The 22,607-nt window shown below is 56.7% G+C and carries 22 protein-coding genes; 15 read left to right on the top strand and 7 right to left on the bottom strand.

Going from position 1 to position 22,607, the window contains the following annotated elements; genetic code table 11:
• Positions 1 to 79 precede the first annotated feature (79 nt).
• From K3757_RS18125 to K3757_RS18115, 3 genes are read left to right on the top strand one after another with little or no spacing between them, the layout of a single operon-like run.
• Complete coding sequence (locus tag K3757_RS18125) at positions 80 to 1,267, top strand: glycine C-acetyltransferase (RefSeq protein ID WP_259997940.1); 1,188 nt, start codon at positions 80 to 82, stop codon at positions 1,265 to 1,267.
• A complete protein-coding gene (tdh, locus tag K3757_RS18120; RefSeq protein WP_259997937.1) occupies positions 1,264 to 2,307 on the top strand; it encodes an L-threonine 3-dehydrogenase in 1,044 nt (347 codons plus the stop codon). The genes K3757_RS18125 and tdh overlap by 4 nt, the downstream gene beginning before the upstream one ends.
• Positions 2,308 to 2,349: 42 nt before the next feature.
• Complete coding sequence (locus K3757_RS18115; RefSeq protein WP_259997935.1) at positions 2,350 to 3,333, top strand: App1 family protein; 984 nt, start codon at positions 2,350 to 2,352, stop codon at positions 3,331 to 3,333.
• 15 nt (positions 3,334 to 3,348) lie between these two features.
• On the opposite strand, the gene K3757_RS18110 is transcribed toward K3757_RS18115, so the two are convergent.
• The 3 genes from K3757_RS18110 to K3757_RS18100 all read right to left on the bottom strand — a co-directional run bounded on the left by K3757_RS18110 (position 3,349) and on the right by K3757_RS18100 (position 6,971).
• A complete protein-coding gene (locus tag K3757_RS18110) occupies positions 3,349 to 4,077 on the bottom strand; it encodes a metallophosphoesterase family protein (protein WP_259997933.1) in 729 nt (242 codons plus the stop codon).
• A gap of 67 nt (positions 4,078 to 4,144) precedes the next feature.
• Complete coding sequence (gene serA / locus K3757_RS18105) at positions 4,145 to 5,740, bottom strand: phosphoglycerate dehydrogenase (RefSeq protein WP_259997931.1); 1,596 nt, start codon at positions 5,738 to 5,740, stop codon at positions 4,145 to 4,147.
• A 91-nt stretch (positions 5,741 to 5,831) separates the two neighbouring features.
• Positions 5,832 to 6,971: a phosphoserine transaminase gene (locus K3757_RS18100; RefSeq protein WP_259997929.1), complete on the bottom strand. Its 1,140-nt coding sequence runs from the start codon at positions 6,969 to 6,971 to the stop codon at positions 5,832 to 5,834.
• A gap of 157 nt (positions 6,972 to 7,128) precedes the next feature.
• Between K3757_RS18100 and serB the strand changes: the two genes are divergently transcribed.
• Positions 7,129 to 8,004: a phosphoserine phosphatase SerB gene (gene serB, locus K3757_RS18095; protein WP_259997927.1), complete on the top strand. Its 876-nt coding sequence runs from the start codon at positions 7,129 to 7,131 to the stop codon at positions 8,002 to 8,004.
• A gap of 2 nt (positions 8,005 to 8,006) precedes the next feature.
• Here serB and K3757_RS18090 read toward each other — a convergent pair whose 3' ends face one another.
• Positions 8,007 to 8,990, bottom strand: coding sequence for an asparaginase (locus tag K3757_RS18090; RefSeq protein ID WP_259997925.1), 984 nt, complete (start codon positions 8,988 to 8,990; stop codon positions 8,007 to 8,009).
• A gap of 192 nt (positions 8,991 to 9,182) precedes the next feature.
• On the opposite strand from K3757_RS18090, the gene K3757_RS18085 reads away from it, so the two are divergent.
• The 3 genes from K3757_RS18085 (at position 9,183) to K3757_RS18075 (ending at position 11,571) form a co-directional block, all read left to right on the top strand.
• The gene (locus K3757_RS18085) at positions 9,183 to 9,713 is read left to right on the top strand and encodes an invasion associated locus B family protein (RefSeq protein WP_409202559.1); all 531 of its coding nucleotides are present in this window, start codon (positions 9,183 to 9,185) and stop codon (positions 9,711 to 9,713) included.
• A 105-nt stretch (positions 9,714 to 9,818) separates the two neighbouring features.
• Positions 9,819 to 10,997, top strand: coding sequence for a 23S rRNA (adenine(2503)-C(2))-methyltransferase RlmN (rlmN, locus tag K3757_RS18080; protein WP_259997923.1), 1,179 nt, complete (start codon positions 9,819 to 9,821; stop codon positions 10,995 to 10,997).
• Positions 10,998 to 11,355: 358 nt separating this feature from the next.
• Entirely contained in the window at positions 11,356 to 11,571 is a 216-nt protein-coding gene (locus K3757_RS18075; RefSeq protein ID WP_259997921.1) for a hypothetical protein, read from the top strand.
• Here the strand turns inward: K3757_RS18075 and K3757_RS18070 are convergent, their stop codons facing one another.
• Entirely contained in the window at positions 11,572 to 12,414 is an 843-nt protein-coding gene (locus K3757_RS18070) for an LOG family protein (RefSeq protein ID WP_259997919.1), read from the bottom strand.
• Between the two features lie 178 nt (positions 12,415 to 12,592).
• On the opposite strand from K3757_RS18070, the gene dapD reads away from it, so the two are divergent.
• The 3 genes from dapD to K3757_RS18055 all read left to right on the top strand — a co-directional run bounded on the left by dapD (position 12,593) and on the right by K3757_RS18055 (position 14,197).
• A complete protein-coding gene (gene dapD / locus K3757_RS18065; protein ID WP_259997916.1) occupies positions 12,593 to 13,420 on the top strand; it encodes a 2,3,4,5-tetrahydropyridine-2,6-dicarboxylate N-succinyltransferase in 828 nt (275 codons plus the stop codon).
• Positions 13,420 to 13,776: a hypothetical protein gene (locus K3757_RS18060; RefSeq protein ID WP_259997914.1), complete on the top strand. Its 357-nt coding sequence runs from the start codon at positions 13,420 to 13,422 to the stop codon at positions 13,774 to 13,776. Before dapD ends, K3757_RS18060 begins: the two co-directional genes overlap by 1 nt.
• 82 nt (positions 13,777 to 13,858) lie before the next feature.
• Positions 13,859 to 14,197 carry a hypothetical protein gene (locus K3757_RS18055; protein WP_259997911.1) on the top strand — a complete coding sequence of 113 codons (339 nt, stop codon included), beginning with the start codon at positions 13,859 to 13,861 and terminating at the stop codon, positions 14,195 to 14,197.
• A 3-nt stretch (positions 14,198 to 14,200) separates the two neighbouring features.
• Here the strand turns inward: K3757_RS18055 and K3757_RS18050 are convergent, their stop codons facing one another.
• Positions 14,201 to 15,295, bottom strand: coding sequence for a Hint domain-containing protein (locus tag K3757_RS18050; protein ID WP_259997907.1), 1,095 nt, complete (start codon positions 15,293 to 15,295; stop codon positions 14,201 to 14,203).
• Positions 15,296 to 17,017 carry a Hint domain-containing protein gene (locus K3757_RS18045; protein ID WP_259997905.1) on the bottom strand — a complete coding sequence of 574 codons (1,722 nt, stop codon included), beginning with the start codon at positions 17,015 to 17,017 and terminating at the stop codon, positions 15,296 to 15,298.
• 270 nt (positions 17,018 to 17,287) lie between these two features.
• On the opposite strand from K3757_RS18045, the gene dapE reads away from it, so the two are divergent.
• The 5 genes from dapE to K3757_RS18020 all read left to right on the top strand — a co-directional run bounded on the left by dapE (position 17,288) and on the right by K3757_RS18020 (position 22,577).
• Positions 17,288 to 18,442 (top strand): succinyl-diaminopimelate desuccinylase, encoded by a 1,155-nt coding sequence (gene dapE / locus K3757_RS18040; RefSeq protein ID WP_259997902.1) that lies wholly within the window; start codon positions 17,288 to 17,290, stop codon positions 18,440 to 18,442.
• Complete coding sequence (locus tag K3757_RS18035; protein WP_409202558.1) at positions 18,439 to 18,855, top strand: GNAT family N-acetyltransferase; 417 nt, start codon at positions 18,439 to 18,441, stop codon at positions 18,853 to 18,855. The genes dapE and K3757_RS18035 overlap by 4 nt, the downstream gene beginning before the upstream one ends.
• Positions 18,852 to 19,424 (top strand): TIGR04282 family arsenosugar biosynthesis glycosyltransferase, encoded by a 573-nt coding sequence (locus tag K3757_RS18030; protein WP_259997899.1) that lies wholly within the window; start codon positions 18,852 to 18,854, stop codon positions 19,422 to 19,424. Before K3757_RS18035 ends, K3757_RS18030 begins: the two co-directional genes overlap by 4 nt.
• Before the next feature lie 37 nt (positions 19,425 to 19,461).
• Positions 19,462 to 21,717 carry a ribonuclease R gene (gene rnr / locus K3757_RS18025; RefSeq protein WP_259997887.1) on the top strand — a complete coding sequence of 752 codons (2,256 nt, stop codon included), beginning with the start codon at positions 19,462 to 19,464 and terminating at the stop codon, positions 21,715 to 21,717.
• 149 nt (positions 21,718 to 21,866) lie between these two features.
• On the top strand, positions 21,867 to 22,577 hold the full coding sequence (locus K3757_RS18020; protein ID WP_259997885.1) for a YafY family protein: 711 nt from the start codon (positions 21,867 to 21,869) through the stop codon (positions 22,575 to 22,577).
• The last annotated feature ends 30 nt before the right edge of the window (positions 22,578 to 22,607 follow it).

Genomic DNA, 22,607 nt, shown 5'->3' with positions numbered 1-22,607 from the left:
AAAATCCGCGATACCGGAAATCCTCTATTCCGGAACAACATCCGTTATGGTAGATATTTCTCCAACATAGGAGATTCTCATGACCAATGCCTACCTTGCTCACGTCACAGACAGCCTTGCGCAGATCGAAGCGGACGGGATGATGAAGCGCGAGCGGATGATCACATCGCCTCAGGGTGGCGAGGTTCAGGTGGCCGGTCGCACGGTTATCAACTTATGTGCCAACAACTACCTCGGTCTTGCCGACCATCCTGATCTGATCGCAGCCGCCCAAGGCGCGATGGAGCCAAAGGGATTTGGTATGGCGTCTGTCCGTTTCATCTGCGGCACACAAGACATCCACCGCGAGCTTGAGCAAAAGCTGGCCGCGTTTCTGGGGAAAGATGACTCCATCCTTTTCGCTGCCTGTTTTGACGCCAACGGCGGCTTGTTCGAACCGCTGTTCGGACCGGAAGACGCGATCATCTCTGATGCATTGAACCACGCATCAATCATTGATGGCATTCGCCTGTGCAAGGCAAAGCGTTACCGCTACGCGAACAACGACATGACAGACCTCGAAGGCCAGCTAAAGCTTGCCCGGGATGAGGGCGCGCGGTTTGTTCTGATTGCGACAGACGGGGTCTTTAGCATGGATGGCACGCTGGCCAATCTTGCGGACATCACAGCGCTTGCCGAAAAATATGATGCGATGGTTATGGTCGATGATTGCCACGCTACAGGTTTCATGGGGCCGCTTGGTGCTGGTACGCCAGCACATGCGGGCGTTGAGGTTGATATTCTAACGGGTACGCTGGGCAAGGCGCTTGGCGGCGCTGTTGGGGGCTACATTGCAGGGCCACAGCCTGTGATTGATTTGCTGCGCCAGCGGGCGCGTCCCTATCTGTTCAGTAATTCGCTGCCACCCTCCATTGTGGCGGCGGGCATCAAGGCGTTGGATCTGGTGATGCAGGGCGATGCGCTGCGCGCGCAGCTTTTCGAAAACACAGATTATTGGCGCGCAGGGCTTGAGCGGCTCGGCTTCGATCTGTTGCCAGGTGAGCATCCGATTGTTCCTGTCATGCTGGGCGAAGCGCAATTGGCACAAGACATGGCTGCCCGTCTTTTCGAAGAGGGCGTGTATGTCAGCGGCTTTTTCTTTCCGGTTGTCCCCCGTGGGCAGGCGCGTATCCGCACCCAGATGAACGCGGCATTAACGCGTGATGATCTTGACCGCGCATTGGTGGCTTTTGAGGTGGCAGGCAAAGCCTGTGGAGTTTTGGCATGACCAATCAGATGAAAGCCTTGGCCAAGCTACACGCACGCGAAGGTTTGTGGGCGACGACGGCGCCTGTGCCTGAGATTGGACCTGACGATGTCCTGATACAGATCAACAAAACCGGCATCTGCGGGACGGATGTGCATATCTGGAATTGGGATGAGTGGGCCGCCAACACAATTCCCGTACCGATGATCACAGGTCACGAATTCGCAGGTGAAATTGTCGAACTGGGCCGCAACGTAGAAGGCCTGTCGCTTGGGCAGCGCTGCTCCGGCGAAGGCCATCTGATTGGAAGGTCGTCACGTCAAAGCCGTGCGGGTAAATTCCACCTTGATCCGGCAACGCGTGGTATCGGTGTGAACGAGCAGGGGGCCTTTGCCCAATACCTGCGATTGCCTGCCTTTAATGTGGTGCCGCTGCCTGATGAGGTGAGCGATGATATTGGCGCGATTCTTGATCCTTTGGGCAATGCGGTTCACACGGCGCTCAGCTTTGATCTGGTGGGTGAGGACGTTTTGATCACCGGTGCCGGCCCCATCGGCATCATGGCTGCCGCCGTCGCACGGCATGTCGGTGCGCGCCATGTCGTGATCACAGACATCAACCCGGACCGATTGGCGCTAGCTCAGAAAGTCGCAGATGTGGTGCCTGTGGATGTCCGCTCTGAAGACCTGAAAGACGTGATCGCCAGGCTCAAGATGAAGCAGGGATTTGACGTGGGCCTTGAGATGTCAGGGAACCAGCGCGCCTTGGATCAAATGGTCGAGGCGATGACGATGGGTGGCCGCATCGCCATGCTGGGAATTCCCCCTGGTAAAAGCCCCGTGGATTGGAGCCGGATTGTCTTTAAGGCCATCACCCTCAAAGGTGTCTATGGCCGCGAGATTTTCGAGACGTGGTACAAGATGATTGCGATGCTCGAAAATGGTCTGGATGTGTCTGCTGTCATCACGCACCGCTTTAGTGCAGATGATTTCGAGGCAGGCTTTGCGGCGATGCGCGGCGGATCATCGGGCAAGGTCGTGCTGGATTGGACCGGAGTTTAGCGTGTCGATGAACCAAAGCGGCGTTGGGCGCGTTCTAGTCCCATGATCAAAGAACTATTCCATGGCGCAGCTTGGCGCACCGAAGCCATAATTGACCGTCTGCGCGGTCAACGCGATCCTCGCCGCATTATTGAACCCTATATCGGCTATGCCGAACCGGACGCGTTGGTCGTGCGGGGACGGGTTCTGGCATCCCTGCGCAGAAATAGCGCCGCCCCGCGCCAATCGAAATGGCTTAACTTTCGGCAAATGCTTTCGCTTTTCCTCACGGACGAAGTTGCAGACGTCAGAGTTGAGGCGATGGGAGTGGCTGGCGTGACGGACGAAGAGGGGTATTTCACTCTCCGTCTGCCTCGGGGAGACGTTTCGGGCTGGCAAGAGGTGGCTGTATCGCTCAGCGATCAGCGGGTAGAGGCCAACTGCCCGGTTCTTGTACCGCGAAGCGATGCGAAATTCGGTGTGATCAGCGATATTGATGACACCATGCTGCACACTGGCGCCTATGCCCTGTGGCGCAATCTGTGGAACTCCCTGACTGGCAACGCACTAACGCGGCGGGTCTTTCCCGACGCCGTGCATTTCATAAGTGCGTTGGCGGAGGCGGGTAGGAACCCCGTCTACTACGTGAGTTCAAGTCCTTGGAACCTGCATCACTTCCTAACACTTGTGTTCGAGCGCGCGGATCTGCTGCGCGGACCGATGTTCCTCAGAGATCTGGGTCTTAGCCCGTCACAGTTTGTGACAGGCACACACGGGGATCACAAAGGTGGTGCGATTGATACCCTGATGCAGGCCAACCCAGACCTCAAATTCGTGTTGGTAGGGGATACCGGCCAACATGACGCGTTTGTGTACCGCGACGCGGTGCTGCGGCATCCCGAACGCGTAATCGCAGTTGTTTTGCGCGAACCGGGACCCGGCGCAGACAACGCCAGTTGCGCGGCAATGGCTGAGATCAGGCGTGCCGGTGTCCGCGTTTTCCACGCGACCGATTTTGATGCGATAGCGCCGAAGATCACTGAATAGTCGTACAATATCTGGTTAAGGCAGCAGCGGCACACGCCCTTTTGGGGTCAGGGCCCAGCACGTTTTGCCCTCAAAAACGACAGGTGTAATTGGATTGCCGTATCCTGCACCACCATCAAGATTTACCCGATTGCCATAATTTGTTTGCGTCTCAACGGGCGTATGGCCGTGGACGATCAGCTTGCCGTGGTCGCGGGTATCAGCGTGAAATTCCTTACGTATCCAGAGCAGGTCATGCTCGACCTGCTCCTTAAGCGGTACACCGGGCTTTATACCGGCATGCGCGAAAAACAAATCATCTGTCTCGTAGCTCAATGCAAGACGATCTAAAAAGTTCAGGTGTTCCAGCGGCACGGCGGCTTTGGCCCGCGCGTGAACATCAAGTTGGCGGTTGAGTTCGGACATCTCTACACCATAGGAAGCCAACGTTGTGTCACCACCCAAACGGGGGTGTAGCCAATACAGATGTATCGGCAGATAGGCGTCGTGTTGTGGATAATCGCGCATGAACCAGCTGAACATGCGGTCGTGATTTCCTTTGAGGCAATGCCAGTTTCTGTCAGCGGCCAGCCCCTCTATCAGTAGGTCAAGCACTGCAGCCGAGGCCGGACCGCGATCAGTGTAATCACCGACAAAGACGATCTCTGCCTCTGTGCCGCCATCTTTTTCGATCAACGAAAGTGCGCTGACAAGTGCTGCATGTTGGCCATGTATATCACCGATGGCATAGATGGGTCTGGTCATGTTCGCTCCAAATGAAAAAGGCGCGACCCTAACAGAGCCGCGCCTTTGTGGTCATGTATCGATAGCGTTATGCAACATCGAATTCCAGCAGCTTGATCTGGTTAAACAGACCGGTGTCGTGCAGTTTCTTTACAACAAGGTCTGGAACAGGCTCATCCACGTAAAGAAGGGCAATTGCCTCACCTTTCGCGCCTGCGCGGCCCAGCGTAAAGTTTGCGATGTTCACGCCATTCTCACCCATGGTTTGACCCAAAGTACCGATGATGCCGGGGACATCTTCGTTGGTGGTATACACCATGTGGCGGCCCACTTCGGCGTCGATCTGGATGCCTTTGATCTGGATAAACCGTGGCTTGCCATCCGAGAATACGGTACCAGCGATTGAACGTTCGCGTTTTTCCGTCACAACAGTCACTTTGATATAGCCGTCAAAGACGCCGGATTTATCCTGATTTGTTGTAGAAATCTGGATGCCTTTTTCCTTGGCGACAACAGGGGCCGAAACCATGTTCACGTCGGGATTGGCGCGCTTCATGATCCCTGCGACCACGCCGCAGTTCAGCGCATCAAGGTTCATTTCAGAAACCGCACCGTCGTACAGAATGTTGATGGCTTTGATCGGCTCGTCTGTCAGCTGTCCGATGAACGCACCCAAATGGCCAGACAGCTTCAGCCATGGACCCATGACCTGCGCTTCTTCGGCTGTGACGGACGGCATGTTGAGCGCGTTGCTCACCGCGCCTGTCAGCAGGTAATCCGACATCTGCTCTGCCACTTGCAAAGCAACGTTTTCCTGCGCTTCGGTTGTTGCGGCACCGAGGTGCGGTGTGCAGACAACGTTTGGCAGGTTGAATAGGGGGTTCTCTGTCGCGGGCTCAACCTTGAACACGTCGAATGCCGCGCCGGCTATGTGGCCGGATTTCAACAGATCGGCTAGCGCTTCTTCGTCAACCAGACCGCCACGGGCGCAGTTGATGATACGCACGCCCTTTTTGGTTTTCTCTAGGTTCTCACGGCTCAGGATGTTTGCTGTCTGCTCTGTGAACGGTACGTGCAGCGTGATGAAGTCAGCGCGTGCCAGCAGTTCGTCCAGTTCAACCTTTTCGACGCCCATTTTGGCGGCTTTTTCTTCGCCCAAGAAGGGGTCATACGCCACGACTTTCATCTTCAGGCCACGTGCGCGGTCACACACGATACCACCGATGTTGCCCGCGCCGATGACGCCCAGCGTCTTGCCTGTCAGCTCAACACCCATGAATTTGGACTTTTCCCATTTGCCCGCATGAGTGGATGCAGAAGCTTCGGGAATTTGGCGCGCAACGGCGAACATCATCGCGATGGCATGCTCGGCTGTTGTGATCATGTTGCCGAAAGGCGTGTTCATGACGATCACACCCTGCTTGGATGCGGCGTCTTTATCGATGTTGTCTGTACCGATACCCGCGCGGCCAATGACCTTGAGGTTTGGGGCAGCGGCGAGAATTTTCTCGGTAACCTTGGTGGCAGAGCGGATGGCAAGGCCATCATAGTTACCAATGATTTCGGCAAGCTTATCTTTGTCTTTGCCCAGCGCTGGCTGGAAATCCACGTCGATGCCGCGGTCTTTGAAAATTTGAACAGCGGCTTCGCTGAGGCTGTCGGAGATGAGTACTTTAGGCGCCATTTGAGCGGTCCTTTTGTATGTAAATTAAGGGGTTCAGCTGCCCTGAGGAAGGCCCGTTGAAGGGCTTCGCACGTCAGGGCAGCTGTGGAATTCAGGCGTTGAGTTCAGCGTTGAAGGCGTAATCGAGCCATGGCAGCATCGCTTCGATGTCGCTTGTCTCGACCGTTCCGCCGCACCAGATGCGCAGGCCGGCAGGCGCATCGCGGTAGGCACCGATGTCCAGCGCGATGTCCTCATCCGCAAGGCGTTTTGCAACGGCTTTGGCGAAAGCGGCGCCATCGGTGATACGGGAATCTGTGAACTTCAGGCAAACGGATGTGTTCGACCGTGTGGCAGGATCGACCGCAAGGAAATCAATCCAGTCGTGTGTTTCGACAAATGCGGTAATTGCAGCGGTATTTGCATCCGCACGTGCGATCAGACCTTTCAGCCCGCCGACGGAGTTCGCCCATTCCAGCGCAAATAGGTAATCTTCGACGCACAGCATGGAAGGCGTGTTGATCGTCTCACCTTTGAAGATGCCATCGATCAGCTTACCGCCTTTGGTCAGGCGGAAAATCTTGGGCAAGGGCCATGCAGGTGTGTAGTTTTCCAGACGCTCAACCGCACGGGGGCTGAGGATAATCATGCCGTGCGCAGCTTCGCCGCCCAGCACTTTTTGCCAGCTGAAGGTTGTTACATCCAGACGGTCCCAAGGGAGGTCCATTGCAAACGCAGCAGAGGTTGCGTCACACAGCGTGAGACCGGCGCGATCAGCAGGGATATCGAACGACGCCGGAACACGCACACCGGACGTGGTGCCGTTATAAGTAAAGCAAACATCGTTGTCGAAGTTAACACCCGCCAGATCAACGATCTCGCCATAAGGGGCGGTTTTTTCGGTTGCATCGATCTTGAGCTGCTTGAGTGCATCGGTGACCCAGCCGGAACCAAAGCTTTCCCATGCCAGCATCTCGACATGGCGTTCACCCAGCAGGTTCCACATCGCCATTTCGTAGGCGCCGGTATCGGACGCAGGAACGATGCCGATTTTATAATCGTCCGGCACGCCAAGAATCTCGCGCGTGGTTTCAATCGCTTCCAGCAGCTTTGCCTTGCCGGGAGCAGCGCGGTGGCTGCGGCCCAAAGGCGCGCCTGCGAGCTTTGCCAGATCAAATGTAGGGGGTTTGGCACAAGGGCCAGAAGAAAAACGCGGATTAGCCGGCCGCGTTGCCGGTGCAGTAATAGCCATTTATGCTATCCTCTCAGATAATCGCCCTTCGTTGGGGAAGGGTGTCCCACGGATGCGTTTACGGCGCGTTACGCTCTGGCACAAGTGGAGATTTGGGGGTAAACCGCCGTCCTGTCGGCTTTTTGCGACACCCCTGACGCTGATCGGAAACTTGTATATGTTCACTGCCGTTCTTCTTGCTGCGCCAAAACTGCGCAATCTTGACCCCGCTCTTGTTGAATCGCTGCGCAACGCGTGGGGGGGCGGAGACGCGATCTGGCTCAGCCCCGATGAGGCTGCAGAGTTCACTCTGACCGTGATGCCGGAGAATCTGTGGGAAGTATGGGAAACCTGCCAGTCGATGGGCGTTGATCTGGTTGTTGTGCCCAGTGATGGCCGCCGCAAGAAGATGTTGCTGGCCGATATGGACAGCACGATGATCCAGCAGGAATGTATTGATGAGCTGGCCGATGAGGCAGGCGTTGGCGCGCGGGTAAAGGATATCACAGCAAGGGCAATGAACGGCGAACTGGATTTCGATGGTGCGTTGCGTGAGCGGGTCGGACTGCTGAAGGGGTTGCCTGAAAGTGTGATCGGCAAAGTATTGGCCGAAAGGATCACAATGATGCCGGGCGGTAGAACGCTGTTGGCCACAATGAGGGCGCAGGGCGCTTATGCGGCGCTGGTGTCGGGCGGTTTCACTGCTTTCACTGCGCTTGTCGCGGAAGAGCTGGGTTTCGACGAGAATCGGGCAAATACCCTGATGATCGAAAATGGACAGCTGACTGGTGAAGTAGGCCAGCCCATTCTGGGTAAGCAGGCCAAGGTTGACGCGTTGGAACAGATTACAGCGCGACTGAACCTAAGTGAGGCAGATGTGATTGCGGTTGGTGATGGCGCCAATGATTTGGGGATGCTGACACTGGCAGGCATGGGTGTTGCCCTGCACGCCAAGCCAAGCGTTGCCGCGCAGTGTGATGTTCGGATCAATTTCGGCGATCTCACAGCCCTGTTGTTTGTGCAGGGCTATGCGAAAGCCGATTTCGTTTCCTGATTTTACGCCAGCAGTCCAGCTGCCGGTTTCAACACGCCTGTTATTAACCCGTCCCAGTTTTTGATCGGGGCGTTGATCCGCTTGAGCGTTGCGGGATGGTTCGCGTCCAGCACGCCCAATCGGACCAGAAGCGCGGCAAGCGCGGCCTCCGCGGCGCGGGTTGTGCCGCAGGCCGCTTTTAGGGCGATGCCGATCCCGCGCTCTGGAATGATCGCGATAAAGAATCCTTCGGCACCGGTTTTCAAAGCAACCTTGCCATCGCAGGCACGCATCAGTTCGGTGCAGGCACGGCCGTCACCAGCGACCAGTTCAGGGTGCAGGCGCATCGCCTCATGCAGGCGCGCTTCGGCACTGCCTTCGGGGGCGGCGGCGTAATGGGCCATAGCGCGGGCAATACCGTGCAGCGTTGCCGCGTAATTCGGTGCAGAGCATCCGTCGATGCCAAAGCCGGGGCTTGTTTCCTGCGTAACTTGTTCGAATGCTTCCAGGCACGCCTTCTGCACCGGATGGTCGGGGGCTACGTAATTCGGACCTGCGCCCAGATGGCGGGTCAGCGTCAGGAAGCCGGCGTGCTTGCCCGAGCAGTTGTTGTGAATGCGACAGGGGCTTTCGTGCGCGCGGATCTGTTCATCGCGCATCGCGCGGTCCCGGGATTCTTCCGGCCCGCAGCAAAAGTCATCATCACTTAGCCCCAGTTCTTTGATCCATGCACCGACACTATCCACATGGATGTGCGCCCCTTGATGGGAGGCGCATGCCAGTGCCAGCTGTTTCGTGGTCAGCCCGAAAGCATCCGCAGCACCAGAGCGCACGAGAGGCAGCGCCTGAATCATCTTGGAGGAACTGCGCGGCAGGACTACTGTGGTCGGATCGCCCCATGCTTCGACAATCTGACCTGATGAATCGCAGATCACAGCATGGCCAGAGTGAACACTTTCGAGAAACGGGCCGCGCCAGATTTCGGCGAAGGGTGCGGGAGCGGTCATAGATGGTTCCTTTTGGCAGTAATATGGGCGAAAACCTGCCAATGCGGGGTTTCGCCACTCGCGTCTTTCGCGTTATGATGTTTGTTGTCGAGTAGAACGCAAACCAATGCAATAGAATGGCCCAGTAAAAGCGGCCGCGGCGTGGTTCTGTATAGTGTATTGAGGCAACGAGACGGCTGGAGAGTTGGACAGATGGCATTTTTGAGAACAGGTTTGGCGGCCGCAGTGATGGCAGGCCTTATCGCAAACGGAGCATCGGCGCAGAGCCAGAGCACCAACCGTGTTGCAGCGCAGACGGATTGGAGTGTCTTTGTCGAAGATAACCCGACCGAGTGTTGGGGTGTCTCTACCCCTAAACAATCCGTTAACTCTCGCGATGGGCGGGTGGTTGCGGTGAACCGTGGTCAGACGCTGTTGATGGTATTTTATCGTCCAAGCGCGGGTGCCAACGGTCAGGTTGCGTTCACTGGCGGCTATCCATTTGCCAGCGGTTCGACCGTTACTTTGGATATTTCCGGTAGCACGTTTGAGCTGTTTACCGAAGGGGAGTGGGCATGGCCTGCGACCACAGCTGACGATACGAAAATTATCACAGCTATGAAACGCGGCGCAGATGCAAAGCTGACGGGTCGTTCCGGTCGCGGCACACAGACCGAAGATACATTCTCGCTGCTGGGTTTCACCGCGGCAGTTGAAGACGCGGCGAAACGCTGCGGCGGCTAATCTGCGGCGTTTCGACTATGCGGCCCTGCCCTTACCGGCGGGGCTGTTTTCATTTTGGGCGACAAGCACCTATATAGCGCTTAGCCCCTGTTAGGAATCGATCCAATGTCTGCACCGATCACCCAAGATGTTCACACCATACCGCGCAAGCTGCCGGAAGGTCCTACGAACCTTGTCGGCATGACCCGCGAAGCGATGCGCGATGCGTTGATTGCCATTGGGACGCCGGAAAAGCAGGCGAAGATGCGGGTCGGTCAAATCTGGCAGTGGATATACAACTGGGGTGTGCGCGACTTTGACGCCATGACGAACCTCAGCAAAGCCTTCCGCGCCGATCTGGCGGAACATTTTGTTGTCGAGGTTCCAGAGGTCGTGACGAAACAGGTCAGCACAGATGGCACACGCAAATACCTTGTTCGCATCGCAGGCGGTCATGAGGTCGAAGTTGTCTATATACCTGAAGAAGATCGCGGCACGTTGTGTGTCAGCTCTCAGGTGGGCTGCACGCTGACGTGCTCTTTCTGTCACACGGGTACGCAAAAGCTGGTGCGCAACCTGACCGCAGGAGAGATCATCGGCCAAGTGATGGTCGCACGTGATGATCTGGATGAATGGCCCAAGAGTGGCACGCGCACCTATGAAGCGCGACTGCTGAGCAATATCGTCCTGATGGGAATGGGTGAGCCGCTTTATAATTTTGAAAACGTGCGCGATGCGATGAAAATCGCGATGGACCCGGAAGGCATCCAACTATCACGTCGTCGTATCACGCTCAGCACATCCGGTGTTGTGCCCGAGATCGCGCGCACCGCCCAAGAGATCGGTTGCCAGTTGGCGGTCTCTTTTCATGCCACCACTGACGAAGTGCGCGACCAGCTTGTGCCGATCAACAAGCGTTGGAACATAGAGACACTGTTGGATGCACTGCGGGAGTACCCCAAGGTGTCCAACTCCGAGCGGATCACTTTTGAATACGTGATGCTGCACGGCATCAACGATAGTGATGAAGACGCGCACCGCCTGATGAAGTTGATTGAGGGCATCCCCGCCAAGATTAACCTGATTCCGTTCAATGAATGGCCTGGGGCGCCCTACAAACGGTCGTCCAATAACCGTATCCGCGCGTTCTCGGATATTGTGCACAAGGCTGGTTATGCATCGCCTGTGCGCAAACCGCGCGGTGAAGATATCATGGCGGCGTGTGGCCAGCTCAAATCAGAGACAGAGCGCGCGCGCAAATCGCGCCGCCAGATCGAGGCTGAAGCGGGCGTTACGCGCAGTTAACATCGGATCAATGTCTAGGCCGGTTGGGCGGTTGCCCGACGGGATCTCATTTTCAATTGTTCACCCTTTGGTAACATTGGTGGCGCCTTAAAGAGCGATCACGCGACAGCAGCCTTAACGTCATGCCAGTTGGCGGCGTTCGTTGGCTCGACTGATCGAGTCGATCCAGCCTCGGGAAGTCGGTAGTGTTATTGCATAAAGCTCTGGTATGCATAAGTTTTTCCCGCTAGAGGCGAGTGAGGGGATTTATTCAACCCAAGGGTGCTGAAAAGCCCTTCTTCTGCCCCAATCGGATCGGAATCCTGCCATCGTGACCAAACAGATTGTTTCCTAACAAGGCTCAATCAGGAGAACGACGATGTCGATCATTATTAAAACAGATGCTTTTGTCACCGATCAGGTAATACAAATTGTTGCTCGTGAACGTGCGGTTGCCCTATCAGCACGCGAATGGAAGCACCGCCTTGCCGGCTATGGCTATTCCATCCGCGATACTGACGACGGCAAACATGTGTTGGAAACACTTCCGCACCACGTTGCGCTATGTGAGCTACCAGACGAGCTGTTTCACTAATCAACGTCCGGGAACGTGATCGCGCGCCGACGGCTCGCCCCACGTTTCAATAACCTCCATCGCTTCCTGCGCTGTTTCAACAAACCGGAATAGATTGAGGTCTTCGGCCGAGATTGTGCCCGCATCTGCAAGCGCATCCCAATTGATGATGCTTTCCCAGAACTCGCGACCAAACAGCAAGAACGGCACCCGTTGCATCCGTCCTGTCTGGATCAATGTAAGTGCCTCAAATGTCTCATCCAGCGTGCCAAAGCCGCCTGGGAACACACAGATCGCTTTTGCGCGCATCAGAAAGTGCATTTTCCGGATCGCGAAATAGTGGAAGTTGAAGCACAGATCGGGTGTGACATACGCATTTGGTGCCTGCTCAAACGGCAGAACAATATTCAGGCCGATAGACACACCTTCGGCATCCACAGCACCGCGGTTCCCTGCCTCCATCACGCCTGGGCCGCCGCCGGTAACGATGACGTCTTCGCTGCCTTGGCTTTCCTTGGATTTCAGCGTCATCAGGCGCGAAAATTCACGCGCCTCGTCATAAAACCGTGACAGATCGGCCAGTGTTTTCGTGCGTGCGCCTTCTTTCTTGGCGGGCTCGGGAATGCGTGCCCCTCCGAATAGGACAATCGTGGACCGGACACCGTATTCGTCCAGCATCATTTCCGGTTTAAGCAGTTCGAGCTGTAGCCGAACGGGGCGTAGCTCGTCGCGGCACATGAAATCGAAATCGTTGAAGGCCAGCTTGTAGGCCGGCGCTTCCGTTTGGGGGGTGACGGGAACGCCAGCCGCCGCGGTCCGGTCTGTATGTGCATCGCGCAACGGATGTTTTTGTTGTCTTGTCATCAGGCTCTCCGGTAGATCGAATTCTTGTAAATATCAGGCCGCACAATGCAGTGATTTGCCGAGATTGACCACGTCGATATTGCGGGCGCAACTTCATTGAAACAGGGCTTAGGATTGCGCGGAAAGCCTGCGCCGCGTATAGCGCGCTTTAACCCTTCTTTCCAAACGGAGTTCCGATATGTCAAACGCACAGCTTGAAACCGCCATTGAGGCCGCGTGGGAAGACCGCGACAGCATCACCCCTGCCACCACAGGCGAAACCCGCGACGCTATTGAGGCAACGCTGGCAGCACTTGATTCAGGCAAGCTTCGCGTTGCCGAAAAGCAGGATAACGGTGATTGGCATGTGAACCAGTGGGCCAAAAAGGCCGTGCTGCTTGGCTTCCGCATCAAAGATATGGAAATGCAAAGCGGTGGCCCACAAGGCAGCAGCTGGTGGGACAAAGTCGACAGCAAGTTTATGGGCTGGGGCGATGACCAGTGGAAAGAGGCAGGCTTTCGCGCTGTGCCGAACTGTATCGTCCGCAAGTCAGCCTATATCGCGCCGGGCGTGGTACTGATGCCGTCCTTTGTGAACCTTGGTGCCTATGTTGATACGGGTACGATGGTTGATACATGGGCCACTGTTGGTTCTTGTGCGCAGATCGGCAAAAACGTGCACCTGTCTGGTGGCGTTGGCATTGGTGGCGTGTTGGAGCCAATGCAAGCTGGACCGACTATCATCGAGGATAACTGCTTTATCGGTGCACGCTCCGAAGTGGTTGAGGGATGTATCGTACGCGAAGGCTCTGTCCTTGGTATGGGCGTATTCATCGGCCAGTCGACCAAGATTTTGGACCGCGAAACCGGCGAGGTCATGTATGGCGAAGTTCCTGCCGGTTCGGTTGTTGTGGCCGGCTCTATGCCCTCCAAGAACGGTGTGAATTTGTATTGCGCTGTGATCGTGAAGCGCGTGGATGAGCGGACCCGCTCAAAAACATCGATCAACGAACTGCTGCGCGACTGATGCGGTTCGCCCTGCTCCTGCTTCTTTTGTCTGGTTTTGCCTCAGAAGCAGGGGCCGGCCCTTATGATGGGCGCTACCGGCCTGATCATCCTTCGGGTGACAGTTGGGACTGCAAGAGTATCGGTAAGGATAACGGGGCAGTTCTGCTTACCTCCAATATTTTCTTCGCGCTGGGCAGTCGGTGCACCCTAAGAGATCCGGTCGGCGTCAGTGGCATGGACGCCACGCTTTATGATGCGATTTGCCGTGCGGATGGTGAGCCGTGGCAGCGCCGGATCATGATCATGCGCACTGAAACCGGTATCGCGGTGATCCAGAAGGGCGCGCGCATCAGCCTATTGCGCAAGTGCGAATGAATACCCTGTGCCGCTGAGGCTTTTCAAATGATGGTTGACCGTCTAGGTCTGCACCATTCTTCCCTACGAGGCACGCACCGACATGTCCGACGAATCCAAACCCAAAAAACCATCGCGCCAGCAAGTGTATACCCTGTTGGTCCAGATCGGCCGAAAGTCTGGCGATGGTTTGCCCGATAAGGCCACTGGTGCGGCTTTGATGTGCTTTGCCTCCGGCATAGACGAAGCAGAGGCTGTGCGAGAAACAGTTGCTATTCTCAAGCAGGCCGATACCGCGCCGCTGGATGTTACCGGTTACGGCACCCTGGCCGAGCGTGAAGAAGAGGGTCACGAGATTGACGATGAAGAGCGCGAACTGATGCAGCGCGCGCTCGACGAGAATTCGGTTATCGTGGCGCAAATGACGCCTTTTTTCGACTAGACGTTAGGCCGCGCGGCGTTTTGCCAGATGGATCGCCTCGTACCATTTGAGAACCTTGTGCGAGGGCGCTTTGTGTTCCGGCAGATCATTGCGATCCACACCAAACATCACGCTAGATGCAAGCTGGTGCGTATCACGGCGGATGCGACCGATATACATGCTTTCCAACGGCGCACCGCCTGCTAAAATCGTGTCATGGTTGGGTAGAACCAGCTGGATGTAGCGGACAAGGTGGCCGCAAGGTTCGGTGCGCGCGGCAAATCCGTTCACCAGATGGCGCGCAGGAGTCAGAACCTTTTCGCATGAAAACAGGTACTCAACTTCCGGCCCGTCAATAACCACATGCTGGTCCGGCGCGATGATGATGTCTTCTTGCAAACCGAAGTAGGGTGCGCGCATGCGGATCGGAGCAAAGCTGCCCCGGGCCGGGACAGTCCGCGAGACTGTTTGCAGCACAGGCACCACCAACCCTTCGGCGGTATAGACCGTATCACCACGTTTTAGCGTGCTGGCGTTACGATAGCCCCATGGCGTTGCGATTGCTGTATCCGGTGACAGGGTCGGGCTTGTCCCGATCGGCTCAATCTCGTCCGAAAGTGCGGCAAAGATCATGTCGGGGGCATAGTCCTGTTGCCCGCGTCCCAGCATAAGATCACGTAAATCTTCAAGTGTGAGCGGTAGCGGGTTCTCCACGGCGACACTCGTGACAGTGCTCTCTCCCGCCTGCTCCAGTGTCAGGCGCCCCCAGTTATATTTGATGTCCCAAGAATAGGTCAGGCGCAAAATCTCTGCGCGGCCTGCGTTTTTATGGGCAATCGCAGCATGGGCTATATCGTCACCTTGAACATGCACCATCGCCACTCCGCCGCCCGGGATTGCCTGAAACACAAGGCTTCGATGCGTGGGGTGTGGATTGGTATAGCCAAAAAGAACCTGCGGTTTGCTATCCTCGGACAATTGGGTCTCGAACACGATGCTCCCGCGGCTCAAGGTCTGGCCAGGAACATCGGCGATAATGGGTGTGGCGCGCTTCTCGTGGCCAAGTCCACGGAGGGACAGCCTACGGTCAGAATTGTCGGTCAGGGCAAGCCAAGTCATTTAAGCCACCTTTGCGGCGCGCAAAAGCTCCGCTTCAAAACGTTTCAGGGTGCGGCGTGCGGCAGTGGGGTAGCCCACACCGGTTTCAGGGTCTAATTCGGGAAAAATACTGTAGATTTCCTCGACGACGTCAGCTTCAAAGCTTGCGGCGGTTTGCGGTCCGGGCAGAAAGCTTTCGGTTTCAAGGCCCTCGGAGAATACAACCTGATGGCGGTCAAACAGCAGGTGCACATATGTCACCTCACCCCCTTCACGCCTTGTGATGGAATGGTCGTTCACCAAATCACGGGCGGCAACCAGTACTTCGGCTTCACCGAACAGAAGCTCAGCCAGATTGTCCTTGATCAGCACACGGTGCAGCGGTGAGACAAGCAAATCGCGATGCTGTCCCAGCGTATTGGCGCGGATATGGATCGGGGCGAAGTCACCCGTTGCGGCAACGCGACGGGAGCCAATCCAGCGCAGCGTTTGTGCGCCCTCGTCCTTTGTCATCACCAGATCGCCGGGAGCAAGGCTCTCGGCGCGCCGATCCCCTTCAGGGGTGGCAATCAGCGTACCTGCCACAAAACAGGGCACCGAGGTCGCGTTGACAAAGCCGACGTCTGTGTCCGTACCGTTCGTGATGGTGTATGTGAAGTTGAAGTCTTCTTCGTCGCCATCCCCAACGACGTCAAACGTACCATCGGCGTTCAGAGTAACAAGCTGTCCGGACGGTAAAGTGATGGTTGTGCCAACGGAAACCTGCTGACCATTTATGTGGGTTATCGTCAGCGTGCCCGGCCCGTTGTTTATATCGTTGGCGAGCACGTCTAGCGTGGTTGTCCCGTCCGGATAGACGTTCACGTCGTCGGATATTGCGATCAACTCCGTCTGGACCGAATTTCCCGCAATAAGAACATTGGAATCGTAGCTGCTATCCCCGACGTCCGCGAGAGCGATCCGCATCGAATTCGTCTGTCCCGCAATGACGTTCATGGTGAGCGTCAGCGTGATGGTAAAGCCATCCATCTCTGTGTTGTAGTCGTCGTTCGTGTTGTCGACGTACATGTTGATGTTGTTGGTGGTCGAGATATTGAAGGGGTCCGTTTCCCCGTCACCTACGTCATGCTCCACATATTGTCCGTTGACCCAGACGCCAAAGAAATCCTGATAGATCGAATTGGCGAACTCGGGGTATTCTTCCGAGCTAAAGACAAATTTCATCGTCAGCGTGTCACTGTCGGGGATGAAATCAATGTCCAGCGTTGAAGCGTCATAGGTGGTGCCGCCAGCGGCAGTGTTGTACTGGCTAAAGTTGTCAGTGCCCGATGTGTTCGTGGATGTGTTCGTGAATTGGTTTGGATCTGCGCCGGTGGCGCCCCCGTTGTTTCCGGTGCCGATGCCGTTGGAATTCCCGATACCGTTGCCGATTCCGAAAGCGTTCCCACCGCCATTCCCGATCCCGAAAGCGTTGCCTTGACCGTTGCCGCTCCCGATTCCGCCGGTAGCTGCTTCGTTGGTGAAATCTTCTGCATTGCCGGTGGACATGATCACGCCGCTGTCACCGGGAACGACGCCGGGTGAAGTTGTGTCGCCACCGGTATAGATGCCGGCACTGTCGATATCGCCGTAGTACGTTGCACCGGTGACCGTCACGCCACTGCCAAATATCTCCTGCGCCATCTCGATAGCACTGGTGCCTTCGCGTACTGTTTCGATATCAAGCTCGGATGCCGTTACCATGTCACTGCCTCAAACCTTTTGAGAGACAGCACACACATGCAGACAGACAAAGGGCGTGCCCTTTTGCCAATCGTGTCCGTTTTGTCGGACGCATCCACCCCTGTTTTCAGGTGGTGGACCTGCTCGTGCCCTGCCTCGGGTCATTATTATCCCGCCAAGCTACCATAATTCTGACATAAATGAAGCGGGATTTCATCCGGTGGTTGGGGGCTGGCACTTTTGCACCACAGGAGAGATAAGCAAATCAGAGCGTTAAAGGAGTATAGCCGCATGTCATCATCCTCCCCCGTTGATCCTGTTGATCTTACAGCGCGTTTGGTGCGCTGCCCGTCTGTCACGCCCGCCGACGCGGGTGCGCTGGATATTCTGCACACGTTGCTAGGCGATGCCGGTTTTTCATGCGAATGGGCGGATCGTGGCGGTATTCGCAACCTCTTTGCGCGTTGGGGGGCGAAGGGCAACACCCGCAGCTTCGGGTTTAACGGCCATACGGATGTGGTCCCAATTGGGGATGAAGCGGCGTGGACGATGCCGCCTTTTGGCGCTGAAATCAAAGACGGCGTCATGTATGGGCGCGGCACCACCGATATGAAATCAGGCGTTGCTGCTTTCGTTGCGGCCGCTGTCGATTTCGTCAGCGAGACTCCGCCGGACGGCTCCGTTGTGATCACCATCACAGGCGACGAAGAGGGCGAATCGGTGGACGGTACGCTGGCCCTGCTGGAGCACATGGAAAAGCACGGTGAGCGGATGGATGTGTGTCTGGTGGGGGAACCGACCTGCCCGAACACAATGGGCGAGATGATCAAGATCGGGCGTCGCGGGTCTATGACGGTAAAGTTCCGCGTGATCGGAAAGCAGGGCCATTCAGCTTACCCACATCGCGCCAACAATCCGCTGCCTGCGATGGTCCGGTTGATGGACCGATTGGCCAGTCACGAATTGGATAAGGGCACTGACCACTTCGACGCATCTACTCTTGCGGTGGTCACAGTCGATACTGGAAATCCGGCGACCAACGTCATTCCTGCCGAATGTTCTGCCACAATCAACATCCGCTTTAATGACACACACTCGGGCGCAGGGCTGACCGACTGGATCGAAGGCGAAGTGGCCGCCATCCGGGATGCATTCGGCGTGCAGGTCGAGACCCAAGTGAAAATCTCGGGCGAAAGCTTTATCACTCCGCCTGGTGATTTGTCGTCGATGGTATCGCGTGCTGTAGAAGCAGTGACAGGCGTTACGCCTGAGCTTTCTACAACAGGCGGGACATCCGATGCGCGCTTTGTAAAAGCACATTGTCCGGTAGTCGAATTCGGTCTGGTGGGGCAGTCCATGCATCAGGTGGACGAACACGTTCGCGTCGATCACATTCAAGAGCTGAAGTTGATCTATACCCGCATCCTACAGGATTACTTTGCGTGATCCTGATTGCTCCGACTGAAGATACTGAAACGTGTTTTGCATTGCGTCGCGAGGTTTTCGTGGCTGAGCAGGGCTATTCCGCCGAAGGGGAGGTCGATGCGCTGGATGCCAAAAGCCACCACTTGTTGGCTATGGATGATAGCACCCCGGTTGGGACGGCCCGCGTTTATATCGAGGGTAACACTGCCAAAATTGGCCGCGTTTGCATTGTATCTGCACGGCGGGGCGTTGGCCTTGGGGCGGATCTGATCAATGCGGCTGTTGCTTTGGCGGCGGATCAGGGCGCGGAACGTGTTGTGCTGGGTGCACAGGCGCAAGCTGTCGGATTTTACGGCAAGCTTGGTTTCAAACCTTACGGAGACATCTACAAAGATGAGGGCGAGCCGCATCAGATGATGGAACGGCTCTTGTGAAGCGCACCTTGGTTGTCATGCTGAAAGAGCCCCGAGCGGGACGCGTTAAGACGCGGTTGGGCCGCGATATCGGGATGGTCGCCGCCGCATGGTGGTTCCGCCATCAGGTACGGGGCTTGCTCCGAAGGATTGAAGACCCGCGTTGGGATGTTGTTTTGGCCGTTGCACCGGACCGCGGCGGTTTGCTGTCACGCGTCTGGCCCGGGCATTTGGTGCGCGTCCCACAGGGGAGTGGTGATTTGGGAGACCGGATGGGGCGCGCCTTGCGCGGGGCGCCGCGCGGCCCGGTATGCGTGATTGGCGGCGATATCCCCGGGATAACAAGGGCGCGTGTCGCCGAAGCTTTTGCAGCTCTCGGGTCACATGATGCTGTGTTCGGGCCTGCACCCGACGGCGGCTATTGGCTTGTCGGGCTGCGGCGGACCCGGGCGATTCCACCCTGTCTATTTGCAGGGGTTCGCTGGTCGTCGTATCATGCGCTGGCCGATTCTAAAGCCAGCCTGCCTGACCATAGTATCGCGCATGTTGCCACGCTTCGTGATGTTGATACGGTCGCTGACTTAAAATGATGTGACGCGCCCCCAAGTGCGTGCTACCTCCATTCCCATGAACAAAATCCCTACCAAGCAAGAGATCCTCAAATGGATCGAACAAAACCCCACACTGACTGCCAAGCGCGACATCGCCAAGGCATTCGGAATCAAGGGTGCTGCGCGCATTGATCTTAAACGGATCCTGAAAGAACTGGAGGCCGAAGGGCATCTGGAGAAGCGCAAGAAAAGCTATAACGACCCCGACCGACTGCCTCCGGTTAGTGTCCTGCTGGTCACCGGACCGGACAAAGATGGCGACCTTTACGCCAAGCCCATGGAATGGGGTGGCGAAGGCGTCGAGCCTGTGGTGCTGATGGTTCTGCGGGCCTCTGATCCGGCGCTGGGCGCGGGTGACCGTATTCTGGCGCGCCTGACATTGGTCAAAGGCGAAAGTCATCACTACGAAGGCCGACTGATCCGCCGGATCGGCACGAACCCCAAAAAGATTATCGGCATTTTCCATAAACACGCCGAAGGTGGACGCATCCAGCCAATCGACAAAGGCGCGGACAAAGAGTGGGCTGTGCCAGCGGACGCCATGGGCGGCGCGCAAGAGGGCGAACTGGTCGAGGCGGAACTCGCCGGTCCAAAGGGCCGCATGGGCTTGCCTCGTGCGCGTATCGTGGACCGATTGGGTGACCCGTCAGCGCCAAAGGCTGTTTCGCTCATCGCGATCCACCAGCATAATATTCCGGATGAATTTCCTGATGACGTGATAGCCGAAGCTGACGCCGCCAAGCCGAAGGGTCTGAAGGGCCGCGAAGACCTGCGCGATCTGCCGCTGATAACAATTGATCCGTCAGATGCGCGGGACCACGACGATGCTTGTTTCGCGGAAGCCGACAGCGATCCGGCGAATGAAGGCGGTCATATCCTTTGGGTCGCGATCGCGGATGTTTCCGCCTACGTCACGCCGGGTTCCGCGCTTGACCGCGAAGCACGCAAGCGGGGGAACTCCACCTATTTCCCTGACCGTGTTGTGCCGATGCTTCCGGACCGCCTGTCCGGTGACTTGTGTTCGCTGCACGAAGGGGTTGAGCGTGCCTGTATCGCCGTGCGCATGGTGCTGGATGCAAAGGGCAACAAACTGCGCCATGATTTCCATCGTGGCCTGATGAAGTCACCGGCCAGCCTGCATTACGAAGAAGTGCAGAACGCCATGGACGGCGCGCCGAATGAACGCACAGAGCCATTGTTGGAAACGGTTATCAAACCGCTTTATGAAACGTACCGTTCGCTAGTTACGGCCCGTACACACCGCCAGCCGCTTGATCTTGATCTACCTGAGCGCCGGATTGAACTTGATGAAGATGGCACCGTCCGCTCCGTCAACTTTCGTGAACGGTTGGATGCACATCGTCTGATTGAAGAATTCATGGTGCTGGCGAATGTCGCCGCTGCCGAGACTCTGATCAACAAAAAGACACCACTGTTGTTCCGCACACATGAAGAACCGACACCGGAAAAGCTTGATGCGCTACGGGAGACGGCAGCAGCGGCAGGATATTCGCTGGCTAAAGGGCAAGTGCTTCAAACGGCGCACCTAAATCGATTGCTGGATCAGGCGGCAGGCAGCGACGATGCAGAGTTGATCAACATCTCGACTCTACGATCAATGACGCAGGCATACTACGGGCCAGATCACATCGGACATTTCGGTCTTGCTCTGCGGTCATATGCACACTTCACATCACCCATCCGCCGTTATGCCGACTTGATTGTGCATCGCGCGTTGATCACCGCACATGGCTGGGGCAAGGATGGCCTTTCGCTGCATGATATTGAAGATATGGAAGCTACTGGTGCCCATATCTCTGATACTGAACGGCGTTCGATGATTGCGGAACGTGACACAACCGACCGCTACCTTGCCTCTTATTTGTCAGAGCGTGTGGGCAGCGAAATGACGGGGCGCATTAGTGGTGTCGCTCGTTTTGGTGCCTTTGTGAAGCTGGATGAGACCGGCGCAGATGGCCTGATCCCCATGCGCAACATCGGGCGCGAGTATTTCCACCACGATGCGGATGCAGGTACGCTGATGGGGTCTGATACCGGCATGACCATCGGGTTAGGGCAGCGCGTTACTGTCCGGCTGGCCGAGGTGACACCAGTGACCGGCGGCATCGCGCTGGAGCTTCTGGATATAGAGGGCCAGAAAATCCCGCAGGGTCGTAAAAGCCCGGCTGGACAAAGCCCGCGCCGCAAGAGCGCTAAGGCTAAGGGCAAGAAGGCCGCGACTAAACGAAAAGTGACCCGCAGCCGCCGCTAATCTATTGTGGTGGTACAGCGCGCAAGCAGCGGGTGACCACAGACGAGCCGCTTAAGAGGGATGGTAAAGACGCTGCGCCGGGCGTCTGTCCCAGCAGATTTGCCGACAGGAAGCCATGCAGCGCTGGGCGGACTTGAAGGAAGACCCCGATGAACCGCACGCACCGTCTGTTTCAGTTGATGCAAACGCTTCGACGGTTGCCCGCACCTATCACTGCCTCGGCTTTGGTGGATGAGACAGGTGTGTCGCTGCGGACGATCTACCGCGATATTGATGCCTTGCGCGGCTTGGGGGCGGTGATCGATGGCGAAGCTGGTTTTGGATATACTTTGATTGAAGACGCGGCCCTGCCGCCGTTGGGTTTTACCGACGATGAACTTGAGGCGTTGGTGCTGGGCCTGCGCGAAGTGGACGTGATCGGCGATCCGGCGCTGGCATCCGCAGCGCGGACCGCGTTGGCCAAGCTGAAGGCGCGGCTGCCCGCGCGCCAGACCCACCGGTTGCAACATGCGGTTCTTGATGCTGGCCGTTTTGTGCGCCCTCCTGAGCCGTCGATTGACGTCAAAGCGTTGCGCGCAGCCACGTGGGATGAGGCGACAATTGCGTTCAGGTATGAGGATGCAAAAGGCGTAGTATCACACAGGCAGGTCGATCCGCTGAGTATCATGTTTATGCAGAACGCGCATATGCTGGTGGCATGGTGCCATCTACGTCAAGATTTCCGGTCCTTCCGCCTTGACCGGATGGCGGAATTGTCCCTCACAGGTTCGAGCTTTCGACCGCAGCGTGTGCCAATGCTGCGTGACTTTGTGGCGCGGCTGCGCAGCGACGCAATTGAGCGGGCTGAAGATCGCCGGTGAGCAATCTGACCACTTTGCGCCCTGGCTGAT

Origin of the sequence: Sulfitobacter sp. S223 (assembly GCF_025143825.1) — a bacterium.
Classification (GTDB): domain Bacteria; phylum Pseudomonadota; class Alphaproteobacteria; order Rhodobacterales; family Rhodobacteraceae; genus Sulfitobacter.
Note: the sequence above shows the minus strand (reverse complement) of the source record. Positions and strands in the feature narration are given on the sequence as shown.

What these genes read in the sequence shown, in the direction of transcription:
- K3757_RS18115 (WP_259997935.1), top strand. Translation starts at nt 2,350, where the DNA reads ATGATCAAAGAACTATTCCATGGCGCAGCTTGGCGCACCGAAGCCATA.
- rnr (WP_259997887.1), top strand. Translation starts at nt 19,462, where the DNA reads ATGAACAAAATCCCTACCAAGCAAGAGATCCTCAAATGGATCGAACAA.
- tdh (WP_259997937.1), top strand. Translation starts at nt 1,264, where the DNA reads ATGACCAATCAGATGAAAGCCTTGGCCAAGCTACACGCACGCGAAGGT.
- serA (WP_259997931.1), bottom strand. Translation starts at nt 5,740, where the DNA reads ATGGCGCCTAAAGTACTCATCTCCGACAGCCTCAGCGAAGCCGCTGTT.
- K3757_RS18090 (WP_259997925.1), bottom strand. Translation starts at nt 8,990, where the DNA reads ATGACCGCTCCCGCACCCTTCGCCGAAATCTGGCGCGGCCCGTTTCTC.
- dapD (WP_259997916.1), top strand. Translation starts at nt 12,593, where the DNA reads ATGTCAAACGCACAGCTTGAAACCGCCATTGAGGCCGCGTGGGAAGAC.
- K3757_RS18055 (WP_259997911.1), top strand. Translation starts at nt 13,859, where the DNA reads ATGTCCGACGAATCCAAACCCAAAAAACCATCGCGCCAGCAAGTGTAT.
- K3757_RS18085 (WP_409202559.1), top strand. Translation starts at nt 9,183, where the DNA reads ATGGCATTTTTGAGAACAGGTTTGGCGGCCGCAGTGATGGCAGGCCTT.
- K3757_RS18060 (WP_259997914.1), top strand. Translation starts at nt 13,420, where the DNA reads ATGCGGTTCGCCCTGCTCCTGCTTCTTTTGTCTGGTTTTGCCTCAGAA.
- rlmN (WP_259997923.1), top strand. Translation starts at nt 9,819, where the DNA reads ATGTCTGCACCGATCACCCAAGATGTTCACACCATACCGCGCAAGCTG.
- K3757_RS18045 (WP_259997905.1), bottom strand. Translation starts at nt 17,017, where the DNA reads ATGGTAACGGCATCCGAGCTTGATATCGAAACAGTACGCGAAGGCACC.
- dapE (WP_259997902.1), top strand. Translation starts at nt 17,288, where the DNA reads ATGTCATCATCCTCCCCCGTTGATCCTGTTGATCTTACAGCGCGTTTG.
- K3757_RS18020 (WP_259997885.1), top strand. Translation starts at nt 21,867, where the DNA reads ATGAACCGCACGCACCGTCTGTTTCAGTTGATGCAAACGCTTCGACGG.
- K3757_RS18125 (WP_259997940.1), top strand. Translation starts at nt 80, where the DNA reads ATGACCAATGCCTACCTTGCTCACGTCACAGACAGCCTTGCGCAGATC.
- K3757_RS18110 (WP_259997933.1), bottom strand. Translation starts at nt 4,077, where the DNA reads ATGACCAGACCCATCTATGCCATCGGTGATATACATGGCCAACATGCA.
- serB (WP_259997927.1), top strand. Translation starts at nt 7,129, where the DNA reads ATGTTCACTGCCGTTCTTCTTGCTGCGCCAAAACTGCGCAATCTTGAC.
- K3757_RS18070 (WP_259997919.1), bottom strand. Translation starts at nt 12,414, where the DNA reads ATGACAAGACAACAAAAACATCCGTTGCGCGATGCACATACAGACCGG.
- K3757_RS18050 (WP_259997907.1), bottom strand. Translation starts at nt 15,295, where the DNA reads ATGACTTGGCTTGCCCTGACCGACAATTCTGACCGTAGGCTGTCCCTC.
- K3757_RS18075 (WP_259997921.1), top strand. Translation starts at nt 11,356, where the DNA reads ATGTCGATCATTATTAAAACAGATGCTTTTGTCACCGATCAGGTAATA.
- K3757_RS18100 (WP_259997929.1), bottom strand. Translation starts at nt 6,971, where the DNA reads ATGGCTATTACTGCACCGGCAACGCGGCCGGCTAATCCGCGTTTTTCT.